We start from the raw sequence: 12,227 nt of genomic DNA on the forward strand, positions 1-12,227 counted from the left end.
GGAGTTTTCAGAAACTTATGACTTATTTTTGCGGTTCAAAAGCCAAATAATTCTATGCGCCAATCCTGGTGGAAAATACTGGCTGTAGTCCTTTTGCTCTACACAATCGTCGCAGGGCTACTGATGGATGTCCCCCGACTTCCAATTCTCAATGAGACCATTCGAGCATTGCATTTCCATGTGACCATGTGGTTTGGGATGATTCTCATGTTAATGGTTTCAGTTTATTACAGCTTCCGGTACCTTAGAAGTAATAATCTTCAGCATGATGATATGGCCATTGAGTTTACCAATGCTGCCATTCTTTTTGGGGTATTGGGAATTACAACAGGGATGCTGTGGGCAAAATTCACCTGGGGGGATTATTGGAGCGGGGATCCCAAGCAAAATGCCTCCGCGATTGGTTTGCTCATGTATTTTGCCTATTTGATTTTAAGAAATTCCTTGACCGATGTGCAGCAACGAGCCCGCATCGGAGCTATTTATAACATATTTGCCTTTGCTGCCTTTATTCCCTTGATCTTCGTTTTACCGAGATTGACCGACAGCTTGCATCCAGGGAATGGGGGGAATCCAGGTTTTAATGCTTATGATTTGGACTCGAAACTTCGCATGGTGTTTTATCCGGCTATCATCGGATGGACACTTTTTGGGGCTTGGATAGCAACTGTTCGAGTTAGAATGCGTAGGGTTCAACGGGTACTCGAAGATCAACTGATCAATTCCTAACCATGAAAAAATTTATCACACTTATTTTGCTGCTAGTCAGCTTGCATGTAGTAGCTCAGGAAAAAATCCCTGTTACTGAAGCAGATTATGGGAATAATTCCATAGAGATGGCTGACAGAATGCGTGCAGATGGTAAAATTTATGTGTTGGTGGGGATTATTGGAATCATCTTTACCGGAATTACCGTTTATCTCGTGAGTACCGAGCGAAAAATCGCGAAAATCGAAAAAACAATTTCTACTCAGAAATAACATGAAAAAAGGACATCTAGTCGGAATCGGAATAATCGCCATTGCCATCATTATCATCATGACCTCTATCGGCGATGCCTCAAGCTATGAAACATTCGAGACAGCCTTGGTAATGAAGCAGTCTGGAAATGATAAGGCCATTCATGTAGTGGGTCAATTGAAGAAAAATGAATCCGGAGAAGTGATAGGGTTGAATGTTCGAGAGGACAAAACCTCATTTACCTTTCTTTTAGTCGATAATGAAGGAACCGAGCAGGAAGTATTTTATAATGAACCGGTACCTGCAGACTTTATCCGTTCAGAATCTGTAGTAGTCATAGGTTCTTACAAGAACGAGGATATATTCATCGCTGATAAAATCCTAATGAAGTGTCCTTCCAAATATCAGGAAACAGAAGTGCAGGCGGCGGGCATGTGAGGCTGAAGCAATAGAAAAAAATCCATGATCAATACCTTTATCGGGAATTTAGGCCATTTGATGACTATCGTGGCCTTTGTGAGTGCATTGGTGACGGCCTTTGCTTATTATCAATACTTTAAAGCCAATGAGCTGGAAAAGAAAAGTTGGCAGCGATTCAGCCGGATTTCTTTTTACATCCATGCGGTTTCAAGTACAATGATTGCGTTCTCACTATTTGAGATCATTTACAATCACCGATTCGAATACTTTTACGCATATTCTCATTCCAGTAAGGCCCTTCCAGTTCATTACATGATTTCCAGTTTTTGGGAAGGTCAAGAGGGTGCCTTCATCTTGTGGATCTTTTGGAATGTTGTTCTTGGCTTGATTCTGATCCATACCAATAAACTTTGGGAAGCTCCTGTAATGATTGTGTTTGCCTTGGTGCAGGCATTTTTGGTTTCGATGATTTTGGGAGTTGTGGTGGGTGATTTGAAAATTGGAAGCTCTCCTTTCATATTGCTTCGAGATGCAACCCAAGCTCCGGTTTTTCAAATTAATCCTGACTTTGTTCCTGAAGATGGAACGGGATTGAATCCGCTTTTGCAGAACATTTGGATGGTTATTCACCCTCCAACGCTATTCCTGGGATATGCTTCCACGTTGGTTCCTTTTGCATTCTTGATAGGTGGTTTAGCGATGAAACGCTATTCCGAATGGATTCGACCGGCTTTGCCATGGGCGATTTTCTCAGCTATGATTTTGGGAATGGGAATCCTGATGGGAGCCTATTGGGCCTATGTGACCTTGAACTTTGGAGGGTATTGGAACTGGGATCCTGTGGAAAATGCAGTATATGTTCCCTGGCTTATTTTGGTGGCTGCAGTCCATACCATGATTACCTTTAAGAAGAGCAGTACAGCACTAAAGACTTCCATGGTACTGGTCATTTTGTCATTTATTTTGGTGCTTTATGCCACATTTTTAGTGCGCTCGGGCGTATTGGGAGATGCTTCTGTGCATTCCTTTACCGATTTGGGACTATCCGGTCAACTTTTGATTTACATGCTGTTTTTTACAGCTGTGGCCTTATTCTTCACCATTCGATCTTGGAAATATATTCCTACTTCCGAACGTGAAGCTTCCGTTTATTCCAGAGAGTTCTGGATTTTTATTGGTGCCACAACCTTGGGATTGATGGGCTTTCAGGTCATTCTTCCTACATCTATTCCAGCGTGGAATGCTTTGGTGGAAAGTTTTGGTGGAATTAGTAACCTGGCACCTCCTGCAGACCAAGTGGAGTTTTATACCAAATTTCAACTTTGGTTTGGAATCGCGTTAGCCTTGCTGACAGCAGTAGGGCAGTTTTTCTGGTGGCAAAAGATGGATAAGAAAGCATTGAAAGATGCCCTGTTGACACCATATATTATTTCGGTGGTGATTGCCGCCCTGGTTATAGTACTTACGAAGGTTTATGATTGGCGATATATGATTATTGTGATTGCCGGAACTTTCACCATCGTTGCCAACTCTGTGATTCTATCCCGTCTTTTGAAAAGATCTACTTTCAAGCTTGCCGGAGGCTCTTTGGCACATATTGGGTTAGGGATGATCTTGATTGGGATCATGTTTAGCTCCGGTTATTCAGAAACGATTTCCATCAATATGTCTGGCTTGACATACAGCAATTCCTGGGAAGATGAGCTTAATAAGGAACATGTGCTTCTTTGGATAAACAAGCCTACTCAAATGAAAGACTACACGGTTATTTATCGTGGTCGTCAGAAAAAAGTAGTAGGTGTGCCAGAGTATGTGCCTGCCAAAATCCTGGAATCTACAGGGAATGTCAACGAAGCCATCGCTTTGGAAGATTTCAAAGATTACTTTAAGAAGGGGGAAGTAGTCGAGTTGGTTCTGGAGGAAAACGATTATTTCAAAATCGATTATTTCCAGAATGAGGTTCTGAAATTCTCCCTTGCTCCGATGTCCCAGTTTAATGAAGGGATGGGAGGCTTGATTTCATCTCCTGATTCTAAAATCTATTTAAATCGTGACCTCTATACCTATGTGGCTGCGATGAATGATTATTCTGATCCCGAGTGGAAAGAAGATGAATTCTACGAAGTTACTCCGGATGAGCAGTTCCACATTGCTGATTTTGTGACTTATTTTGATGGGGCGGAAGTTTTGAACCAAGTGGAGGATTATGTGCTTCAAGAAGGAGATGTAGCTGTTCGGGCGAATTTGCGGATTTTGGATTATGATGTAGAAAAAGTCCTTCAACCCACTTTTATCATCCGAAACAATCAGGTTGGGAAAATTCCTGTAGTAGATAATGAATTGGGAATTCGCGTAACCTTGGATAATATTCTGCCGGAGCAAAATAAGTTCGTTTTCAAAGTTAACCGCTATCAAAAAGACTATGTGGTGATGAAGGCGATTGTCAAGCCTTATATCAATATTCTTTGGCTTGGTTCCATTATTACTTTGATTGGGTTTACTGTCGCGATTTATCGTCGTTTTGATGAATTCAAAAAAATGAGAGATAAAGGAATGGAATAAACTTCCATGCATTGAATTTAAGGGGCATTGGCCCCTTTTTTTATTTTTACTAGTGTTGAAAAATTATATCTTCAGGACTTTGTTTTGTTTTTTATAACCAGTTTGAGAAAGCTTTTACTATGAAAATTACCAAGAAAGATTTTGAGCAAATGCAAAAGAAATACGATCAGGAAATCCGAAAAGGGAAGCCTGGGCGTGGTCCAAAACGGGATGTAGACAATCAGACCAAATGGATATTTTTTGATCGAAAAACACTAGAAGAGGTTTTAAGCAAAGCGGCAAAAGACCCCAAAAAAGGTGGAATAAAATTTTTCTTCACTGAATATACCGAAGAAACGGCAAGAGCATTTTACCCTGAAAATCCCGAAGAATATATCGGTCGGTTGAGTTTGGTAATGGAGCCTGTGGATGATTCGGAAAGCAATCTCGAAGGGGATGAAGGAGACTATTACAATCGGGGTGAGACCTGCCCTCCAAAATGTGAATAAATAGTATTCCTGTGGTAAATGATTTTTTATCTAGAATAGAGGGCAACTACTATGGTTATTTGGTATACCTATTTGGTGTGCTGGCTGTTATTTTCTTTTCTTTACTCAGTCGTGAGAAAAAGAAAAAACCTGAGTTTTTGATCCCTTTTCTGATTGTTGTGGTCGTATTTTTCTATGAGTTTATGGGAGCCTTTTTGATGGTTAATAAGAGCTTTAATGAAAAGATTCATCAATTGATTTCGAATGAACCCTTTCAGGGATGGAACCTTTGGGTTTATAATATCTTCAATTATCAGGTTTCTAAGTTTCTGTTTTTGCTGCTTCTTTGGTTCAATATTCATTCAAAAAGGAAAAAGAATGCGGTTTTATTCCTAATGATCATCTTCAGCTCTTATTGCCTTTTTCTCTATGTATCCCCCAATTCAGAAATTACTAATTTTCAACCTTTGCTATACTTCTTAGGAAATGGGCTAATCATTATCGCAAGTGGATTGTTTTTTATTGATTTGGTTGCCGAAGATTATTTTGTTTCTATAAACCCCTTGACTTACTGGCCTTTTTGGTATATGACTTTGATACTTTTTCAAATGGTGATCGTCTTTCTAGGAGACGTGGCTTTCGAATACCTTGCTTTTGAAAATGTCCCTGTCTATAAATTTTTCAATACCGTATCGATGGTTCTTTACCTTCTTATTTTAGGGGTATTCCTTAGGATATTATTTACTGGTAGTAATTTTATATACAGTTTGAATAAAAAGTAATGGGGGCAGACGATAACCAAATTATTTTTATCCTTTTCTCTGGAGCATTTTTGGCGGCCATTATGGCCACATTTGTCGTTTCGATGGTTGTTTTGCATAGGCAGCGTCAAGTCCAAAACAAGCAGAAAATGGACCAAATCAAAGCAGAATATGAGAAGACGCTCTTGAATATTGAAAGTGAAATTCAGCAGGATACACTAAAACACATTGGAAGAGAATTGCATGATAATATTGGCCAATTGCTCTCTCTTTCCAAACTCTATTTGGCTTCCTCCAAACCAGAGAAACAAGCGGAAGGAAAGCAGTTGATTAATCAAATAATTTCTGAAGTCCGAGGTCTATCCAAAACCCTGAATTTGGATTGGGTAGAGACGCTTTCCTTGGAAGAGTTCATCGCTCAGCAATTGGACAAAATCAAAGAAACGGGATTTTGTGAAGTTGAATTTAAGCATGAAGGGGAAAATTGGAGCTTGGATAAAGATCAAAAACTAGTGCTGATTCGGGTTATCCAGGAATGTCTTAACAATGTCATCAAGCATGCATCGCCTAGTTTGATCCATATTTCATTGGAGCAGCAGGATGGTCATAGGCTGATTCGGATTATTGATAATGGAAAAGGTTTTGATACTTCCGTGCCTACACAAGGAAGTGGTATGAATAATCTTCGGAAACGAATGGAAACCATAGGTGGGACCTTCCAAATCAGTTCATCACCCGGAAAGGGGACTGACATTATTCTTTCTTTGCCAATCTAAGTTTTCCTACTATTTTAGAATTAATTGCTTCAACTATGATCCGAATCGCTATCGCAGACGACCACACTTTATTTGCCAAAGGGATTGAAGGATTGTTGGAAGAAGAGAAAGATTTCAAAATTCTTGGTCTATTTAAAAATGGCCTTGAGTTGATTGATTTTCTCAAAGAGAATCAGGCAGATATTGTTTTGACGGATTTAAACATGCCTGAAATGGATGGCTTTGAGGTTTTAGAAAAGATCAAAGCTTCCAAGATACCTTCCAAGGTCATTGTTCTTTCCATGTATGATGAGGAGAAGATTTTTAAAGAGTGTGTAGAAAAAGGCGCTGATGGATTTATTCTGAAAGATGCAGATCCAGATGAGTTGGTGTTTTCTATTCGTGAAGTCCACGAAGGACGACACCTTATCAGTTTTGACCGGATTATTGAGCAAGCACGCCCTAATGCATTTTACGATTCATTCAGGGAGCGGTATAAGCTTTCCCGACGTGAAGTCGAAATCATCCAACTTATCAAAGATGGCAAAACCTCCAAGGAAATTGCCTCTCAATTGACACTAAGTGTAGGGACTATTGAAAGCCATAGAAAAAATATCTTTTCCAAACTGGGGGTTAAATCCAGTATTGAATTGGTCAACAAGGCCTACGAAATGAACTTATGAGAAAGACCTCCTCTCCATTAAAAGTAGCCCTTGTAGGTTATGGATCTGTTGCCGAAAAGATGCATGCCCCTTTGATTGATGTTTGCCCAGATTTAGAGTTGGCAGCTGTGGTAGAGCGGCATTCCAATCGATGCGAAGAAAAATATCCAAAGGTTAAGACTTTTAGAAGTTTTGACTCCCTTTTAGAGCAAGGAGATATTGACCTTGTGGTAATTACTACCCCTAATGAATTTCATTTTCCCATGGCTAAACAGGCCTTGGAAGCCGGAAAGCATGTAGTAGTAGACAAACCTGTCACGATTTATTCTTGGGAAGCTGAAGAGTTGGAAAAAGTGGCTAAGCAACAAGGCTTGATTTGTTCTGTATTTCATAATCGGCGTTTTGATGGAGATTTTAAGACTGTTCAGCAATTGATTTCTCAAAATATTTTGGGGAGAATAGTCTATCTAGAATCTCATTTTGATCGTTTCCGTCCAAATGTTTCGGAGAATTGGAGAGAGAAGGATGTGCCGGGAAATGGGATTACCTATGATCTCGGCTCGCATTTGATTGATCAGGTCGTTTTGCTTTTTGGGCTTCCGGATGCCATTCAGGCTGATATTCAAAAGCAACGGGACGGAGCTATCGCTGACGATCATTTTGACATTGTTTTGTTTTACCCAGATAAAAAAGCAAGAGTAACAGCTGGAGTTTTAGTCAACGCGCCTACTCCGAAGTTTTTGCTATTAGGTGAAAAAGGATCTTACCAGAAATATGGTTTAGATGTCCAGGAAGCAGCATTTAAATCAGGTGTCAAACCCGAAGGAGCTAATTGGGGAATAGAGCCTGAAGCAAGTTGGGGGAAATTATATCTTGAAAATGAGACGAAGCCTTTTCCTACTTTACCAGGAGATTATCGGGTGCTCTATCAGAATGTGGCAGATGCGATTCTTCATGGAGAGGATCTAAGCGTTACAGTAGCGCAAACCATAAGCGTTCTCAAAATCATCGAAGCCGCCTTTTTGAGCTCCAAAGAGGAACGAAGAGTTCATCGTTCAGAAGGAAACTGGTAAAAGCTTCAAGAATCCTAAAAAGGCAATTTCCCCAAATCCACATTTCCCCCGGAAAGTATAATTCCTACTTTTTTTCCTTTGAATTTATCTTTATTTGCCAATAGACCCGCTAAAGGAACAGCACAGGAGGGCTCGATAACAATTTTCATACGCTCGTAAATAAGTCGCATCGCCTCGATGATTTGGGGATCAGTAGCCAATAAAATATCTTTCACATAACGCTTGATGATTTCGAAATTGATCTCACCCAAAGAGGTTAGCAATCCATCTGCGATAGTTTGAGGGTTGGTTTGGGGAATAATTTTTCCGGCTTTTAAGGATCGGTATGCATCATCTGCTCCTTTTGGTTCGGCACCATAAACTTGCACATCCGGATCCCAATAGTGAGCTAATAGGGCAGTTCCTCCCAACAATCCCCCTCCACCTACAGGTGCAATCAAGCATTCCAAATCCGGTTGATCATCCAAAAATTCCAAGGCACAAGTAGCTTGTCCTTCCACCACATCCATATAATCATAAGGGGGAATAAATGTGGCGCCTGTCTCTTTCACAACTTTTTCCAGAGTTGTTTCCCTTGCCACCAAATTGGGTTCGCACTCGATGATTTCTCCACCATACCCTCGAACGGCCTTTTTTTTGATTTCAGGAGCATTGGAAGGCATGACTATGTACGCGGGGATTCCGACTACCTGAGCTGCTCTTGCCAAGGCAGCAGCATGGTTCCCACTGCTGTGTGTTGCCACTCCCTTTGCCCGTTCTTCTTCAGAAAGTTTCATGACTGCATTAGCTGCACCCCGCGCTTTGAAAGCACCTACTTTTTGAAAGTTTTCGCATTTGAAAAAAATCTCGCAGCCAGCTATTTCATTAATAGCGCTAGATGTTAAAATGGGCGTTCGATGGATGAAGGGTTTGATCCGAATCAACGCAAATTTGATATCATTCAGGGTGGGAAAAGTCATGTCTTTCATAATTGAAAATTAAAAAATCATTGGTCATTTTAAATCCTTTGATCAATAATTTTCTAATCTCTTTTTTGGATTGATTCAAATGATTTTCTTCGGGTATGGATTGGAAAAAACTAGCCCCCTTTCCCATAATGGGGGAAGCGTTAACAGCTGAAAATACTTTACAGATGGATTTTAGTGCCCAGAATCAAGCCTTGCAAAAGGTAGATTTGGGGAATACGGAGTCCTTCAATCAATTTGTTTTTGGCATATTGGCGGCAGCGAAGAAAAAGTATGGGATAGGTGGATATTTAGAGAACCGAGCTATTTATCAACGATCAGAAGTTTTTGCTACCAACCAGGCTGATTTCAGAAACATTCATTTGGGTATTGACTTATGGTGTGATGCTTGGACGCCAGTATTTGCTCCCTTGAATGGAAAAATTCACAGCTTTCAAGACAATGCTGGTTTTGGAAATTATGGAGCGACGTTGATCCTAGAGCATGAAGTAAACGGTAAAAAACTTTTTAGCCTTTATGGGCATTTAGCACAATCGGACCTTTCACATTATTCGGAAGGAAAGGTTTTTAAAAAAGGAGAAAAAATCGCGCATGTGGGGCCTTATCCTGAAAATGGCGATTGGCCCCCACATTTACATTTTCAATTGATGTGGGATATGGAAGGAAATTGGGGGGATTATCCTGGGGTCTGCTCCCAGCGAGAAATAGAGCGCTATGCGTCTAACTGCCCAGACCCAAACTTGATTTTAAGGTTTCCTTCCGAGAATTAAGCTTGGTTGATTTGGGTAATCAATCGGATTCCATCCAGTGTTAAGTAGCGATCAATTTCTTCAAATTCATCTCGAAGCGTCGTCAATATAGCCGAAAGACCTCCGGTTGCGATGATTTTAAAAGGGAGTGGTTTTTCATTTCGGATAGTTTCAAGCATGCCTTTTACCAATCCCGTATATCCATGAAGAATACCTGCCTGGATTGCATGAATGGTGTCCTGACCAATGGCGGATTTTGGGAATTCCAAAGATACTTCCGGCAACTTGGAGGTGTTCATAAATAAAGCCTTGATCGCCGTTTGTAAACCGGGAACGATATTCACTCCCAATACTTTTCCTTTTTCGTCAACTACAGTAAAGGTAAGGGCAGTTCCAAAATCAACGATAATCAAAGGTTGCTGATAATTGTTCCAAGCCGCCATGACATTGCACATCAGGTCTGTGCCTATTTCATTGGGTTTTCGGGCGACTATTGGAAGTTTCTTATAGCTTTTGGGGGAAATCAAATAGGCTTCTTTCCCAAAGAAATTTTGACAGAATTCTTGAATGGTATCCTGGATTTCAGGAACTACCGAGCTGAAGCCGATCTGTAAGATATCTTTCGGATGAATATCATGTTCTAAAAAGTATAATGGGACTTTTTTGCTCAATTGGGAAATAAGTCGATCCGTTTTTGTTTCTAATCGAAACTGGTTCGTCCACTTTTGGGTTTTTTCGTCGAAAAGCGCAAAAACCACATTCGAATTGCCGGCATCAATGGCTAAAAACATGCGATTTAAAGGTTTTGTCTAATTTAGGCTTTCCTTAATGAAAATTTAAATCCTAAAGAAATATGTATAGCATCCGAGAAGGAAAAGTTCCTGATTTACCACGTGTATTGGCGCTTATCAAAGAATTAGCCCTTTACGAAAAAGCCCCCGAGCAGGTGACCAATACAGTGGAAATGATGGAGAAAGATGGTTTTGGTCCCAATCCAGTCTATGGTTTATATGTTTGTGAAAAAAATGAAACAAGGGAAATCATAGGAATTGCCATTTACTATTACCGATACAGCACCTGGAAAGGGAAGCGGATGTATCTAGAAGATATTGTAGTAACCGAGTCCGAGCGAGGAAATGGCGCCGGTAAAATGTTGTTTGAGCGCGTGATGGCAAAGGCTTTGGAAGAGAATTGTACAGGGATGATGTGGCAGGTGTTGGATTGGAATGAGCCCGCTATTAATTTCTATAAAAAATATGGGGCAGATCTAGAGGCAGGTTGGCTTAATGCGCATCTGCAGGATTATGAGATTCGAAAACTGCTTGCATAAGCAAGAAAAAACCCAACGAGTATCGTTGGGTTTTTATTTGTTTTATCCTTTTAGGCTGTAGTTTGGAGCCTCCCTCGTGACACTTACATCGTGAGGATGGGACTCTTTTACCCCGGCAGCTGTGATTTTCACAAAGCGTCCATTTTTCTGTAAATCTTCAATTGTTTTGGTACCGCAGTAGCCCATTCCGGCTTGAAGCCCCCCTACCAATTGGTAAAGAACTTCGGCCACCAGTCCCTTATAAGGAACTCTACCAACGATTCCTTCCGGTACGAGTTTTTTGATATTATCTTCAGCATCTTGGAAATAACGGTCCTTTGAACCAGATTCCATGGCTTCCAAAGATCCCATTCCTCGGTAGGTTTTGAATTTTCTGCCTTCAAAAATGATCATTTCCCCGGGAGCTTCTTCAGTACCTGCGAGAAGAGATCCAATCATGATGGAACTAGCTCCTGCTGCAACAGCTTTTACCAAATCACCTGAATATCGAATTCCTCCATCTGCAATGACAGGGACATTTCGGGTTTTTAGGGCTTCTGCGCATTCAAAAACAGCAGAAAGTTGAGGAACACCCACACCTGCAATAACTCGTGTGGTACAAATAGATCCAGGTCCTACACCGACTTTAACGGCATCTGCTCCCGCTTCCGCCAATGCGATGGCAGCTTCAGGAGTGGCAATATTCCCTACGATTACTTCTAAATCTGGGAAGGCTTCCTTAATTTTTCTACAGGTATCGATTACTCCTCTCGAATGTCCATGAGCTGTATCGATGGAAACTACATCCACTCCAGCCTGAACTAAGGCATCAACCCGTTCGACGATATCTGCTGTAACACCCACTGCTGCTCCTACTCGAAGTCGACCATATTCATCCTTACAAGCATTCGGTTTGTCTTTTCGCTTCAGAATATCCTTATAGGTAATCAAGCCCGTCAACTTGTTTTCGTCATCGACGATAGGAAGTTTTTCGATTTTAAATTCCTGAAGGATTTCCTCTGCCTGCTCCAAGGATACACCAGACTTAGCAGTTATCAGATTCTCCTTGGTCATGATGGATTTGATAGGGAGGTTGTGGTCCTTGATAAATCGAAGATCCCGATTGGTGATAATGCCTTTCAGTACTCTATTTTCATCTACTACCGGAATTCCACCGATGTGGTATTCCCGCATAATAGCCTCAGCATCTTTGACTTTGGCGTCAATATCAAGCGTGATTGGATCCAAAATCATCCCCGCCTGAGATCGCTTCACCTTTCGAACTTGGGCGGCCTGCTTCTCAATGGACATGTTTTTGTGAATAAAACCAAGTCCACCTTCCAATGCAATCGCAATTGCAAGCTCAGCTTCGGTCACCGTGTCCATAGCAGCAGACACAAGTGGAATGTTTAAGCGGATTTTTTTGGTGAGTTGGGTAGAGGTGTTAGTCTCTCGGGGCAGTACTTCTGAGTAACCCGGGACAAGAAGCACATCGTCGTAGGTGAGTGCTTCAAAGAGGAACTTATCGGAATTTCGATTCATAG

14 protein-coding genes are annotated in these 12,227 nt (G+C 41.0%); 11 read left to right on the plus strand and 3 right to left on the minus strand.

From position 1 onward, the window contains the following. The first annotated feature begins 54 nt into the window (after positions 1-54). The 9 genes from ccsA (HWE15_RS09610) (at position 55) to HWE15_RS09650 (ending at position 7,660) form a co-directional block, all read left to right on the plus strand. Entirely contained in the window at positions 55-729 is a 675-nt protein-coding gene (ccsA, locus tag HWE15_RS09610) for a cytochrome c biogenesis protein CcsA (protein ID WP_290507308.1), read from the plus strand. A gap of 2 nt (positions 730-731) precedes the next feature. Next, a complete protein-coding gene (locus tag HWE15_RS09615) occupies positions 732-980 on the plus strand; it encodes a CcmD family protein (protein WP_290507309.1) in 249 nt (82 codons plus the stop codon). Position 981: 1 nt separating this feature from the next. Continuing rightward, positions 982-1,398: a cytochrome c maturation protein CcmE gene (locus HWE15_RS09620; protein WP_290507310.1), complete on the plus strand. Its 417-nt coding sequence runs from the start codon at positions 982-984 to the stop codon at positions 1,396-1,398. 24 nt (positions 1,399-1,422) lie between these two features. Further along, positions 1,423-3,942: a cytochrome c biogenesis protein CcsA gene (gene ccsA / locus HWE15_RS09625; protein WP_290507311.1), complete on the plus strand. Its 2,520-nt coding sequence runs from the start codon at positions 1,423-1,425 to the stop codon at positions 3,940-3,942. A gap of 119 nt (positions 3,943-4,061) precedes the next feature. Continuing rightward, positions 4,062-4,430, plus strand: a complete 369-nt coding sequence (locus HWE15_RS09630) for a molecular chaperone DnaK (RefSeq protein ID WP_290507312.1) — start codon at positions 4,062-4,064, stop codon at positions 4,428-4,430. 11 nt (positions 4,431-4,441) lie between these two features. Next, the gene (locus HWE15_RS09635) at positions 4,442-5,191 is read left to right on the plus strand and encodes a hypothetical protein (RefSeq protein WP_290507313.1); all 750 of its coding nucleotides are present in this window, start codon (positions 4,442-4,444) and stop codon (positions 5,189-5,191) included. Beyond that, complete coding sequence (locus HWE15_RS09640; protein WP_290507314.1) at positions 5,191-5,946, plus strand: sensor histidine kinase; 756 nt, start codon at positions 5,191-5,193, stop codon at positions 5,944-5,946. The genes HWE15_RS09635 and HWE15_RS09640 overlap by 1 nt, the downstream gene beginning before the upstream one ends. Before the next feature lie 35 nt (positions 5,947-5,981). Continuing rightward, complete coding sequence (locus tag HWE15_RS09645; RefSeq protein WP_290507315.1) at positions 5,982-6,608, plus strand: response regulator transcription factor; 627 nt, start codon at positions 5,982-5,984, stop codon at positions 6,606-6,608. Continuing rightward, positions 6,605-7,660 carry an oxidoreductase gene (locus tag HWE15_RS09650; protein WP_290507316.1) on the plus strand — a complete coding sequence of 352 codons (1,056 nt, stop codon included), beginning with the start codon at positions 6,605-6,607 and terminating at the stop codon, positions 7,658-7,660. Before HWE15_RS09645 ends, HWE15_RS09650 begins: the two co-directional genes overlap by 4 nt. Positions 7,661-7,674: 14 nt before the next feature. Here the strand turns inward: HWE15_RS09650 and HWE15_RS09655 are convergent, their stop codons facing one another. Next, positions 7,675-8,619, minus strand: a complete 945-nt coding sequence (locus HWE15_RS09655; RefSeq protein WP_290507317.1) for a pyridoxal-phosphate dependent enzyme — start codon at positions 8,617-8,619, stop codon at positions 7,675-7,677. 104 nt (positions 8,620-8,723) lie between these two features. On the opposite strand from HWE15_RS09655, the gene HWE15_RS09660 reads away from it, so the two are divergent. Next, a complete protein-coding gene (locus HWE15_RS09660; protein WP_290507318.1) occupies positions 8,724-9,395 on the plus strand; it encodes a peptidoglycan DD-metalloendopeptidase family protein in 672 nt (223 codons plus the stop codon). Here the strand turns inward: HWE15_RS09660 and HWE15_RS09665 are convergent. Further along, positions 9,392-10,165, minus strand: a complete 774-nt coding sequence (locus HWE15_RS09665) for a type III pantothenate kinase (RefSeq protein WP_290507319.1) — start codon at positions 10,163-10,165, stop codon at positions 9,392-9,394. The genes HWE15_RS09660 and HWE15_RS09665 overlap by 4 nt on opposite strands. Before the next feature lie 62 nt (positions 10,166-10,227). Here HWE15_RS09665 and HWE15_RS09670 point away from each other — a divergent pair, with 62 nt between their 5' ends. Further along, positions 10,228-10,704 carry a GNAT family N-acetyltransferase gene (locus HWE15_RS09670; protein ID WP_290507320.1) on the plus strand — a complete coding sequence of 159 codons (477 nt, stop codon included), beginning with the start codon at positions 10,228-10,230 and terminating at the stop codon, positions 10,702-10,704. A gap of 42 nt (positions 10,705-10,746) precedes the next feature. On the opposite strand, the gene guaB is transcribed toward HWE15_RS09670, so the two are convergent. Further along, entirely contained in the window at positions 10,747-12,225 is a 1,479-nt protein-coding gene (gene guaB / locus HWE15_RS09675) for an IMP dehydrogenase (protein ID WP_290507321.1), read from the minus strand. Positions 12,226-12,227: the final 2 nt, after the last annotated feature.

The organism is Algoriphagus sp. (assembly GCF_013373065.1).
Taxonomy (GTDB): domain Bacteria; phylum Bacteroidota; class Bacteroidia; order Cytophagales; family Cyclobacteriaceae; genus Algoriphagus.

Bases quoted from the DNA above. Each gene is read 5' to 3' on its own strand.
- ccsA (WP_290507308.1), top strand. From the start codon at position 55: ATGCGCCAATCCTGGTGGAAAATACTGGCTGTAGTCCTTTTGCTCTAC.
- HWE15_RS09615 (WP_290507309.1), top strand. From the start codon at position 732: ATGAAAAAATTTATCACACTTATTTTGCTGCTAGTCAGCTTGCATGTA.
- HWE15_RS09620 (WP_290507310.1), top strand. From the start codon at position 982: ATGAAAAAAGGACATCTAGTCGGAATCGGAATAATCGCCATTGCCATC.
- ccsA (WP_290507311.1), top strand. From the start codon at position 1,423: ATGATCAATACCTTTATCGGGAATTTAGGCCATTTGATGACTATCGTG.
- HWE15_RS09630 (WP_290507312.1), top strand. From the start codon at position 4,062: ATGAAAATTACCAAGAAAGATTTTGAGCAAATGCAAAAGAAATACGAT.
- HWE15_RS09640 (WP_290507314.1), top strand. From the start codon at position 5,191: ATGGGGGCAGACGATAACCAAATTATTTTTATCCTTTTCTCTGGAGCA.
- HWE15_RS09645 (WP_290507315.1), top strand. From the start codon at position 5,982: ATGATCCGAATCGCTATCGCAGACGACCACACTTTATTTGCCAAAGGG.
- HWE15_RS09650 (WP_290507316.1), top strand. From the start codon at position 6,605: ATGAGAAAGACCTCCTCTCCATTAAAAGTAGCCCTTGTAGGTTATGGA.
- HWE15_RS09655 (WP_290507317.1), bottom strand. From the start codon at position 8,619: ATGACTTTTCCCACCCTGAATGATATCAAATTTGCGTTGATTCGGATC.
- HWE15_RS09660 (WP_290507318.1), top strand. From the start codon at position 8,724: ATGGATTGGAAAAAACTAGCCCCCTTTCCCATAATGGGGGAAGCGTTA.
- HWE15_RS09665 (WP_290507319.1), bottom strand. From the start codon at position 10,165: ATGTTTTTAGCCATTGATGCCGGCAATTCGAATGTGGTTTTTGCGCTT.
- HWE15_RS09670 (WP_290507320.1), top strand. From the start codon at position 10,228: ATGTATAGCATCCGAGAAGGAAAAGTTCCTGATTTACCACGTGTATTG.
- guaB (WP_290507321.1), bottom strand. From the start codon at position 12,225: ATGAATCGAAATTCCGATAAGTTCCTCTTTGAAGCACTCACCTACGAC.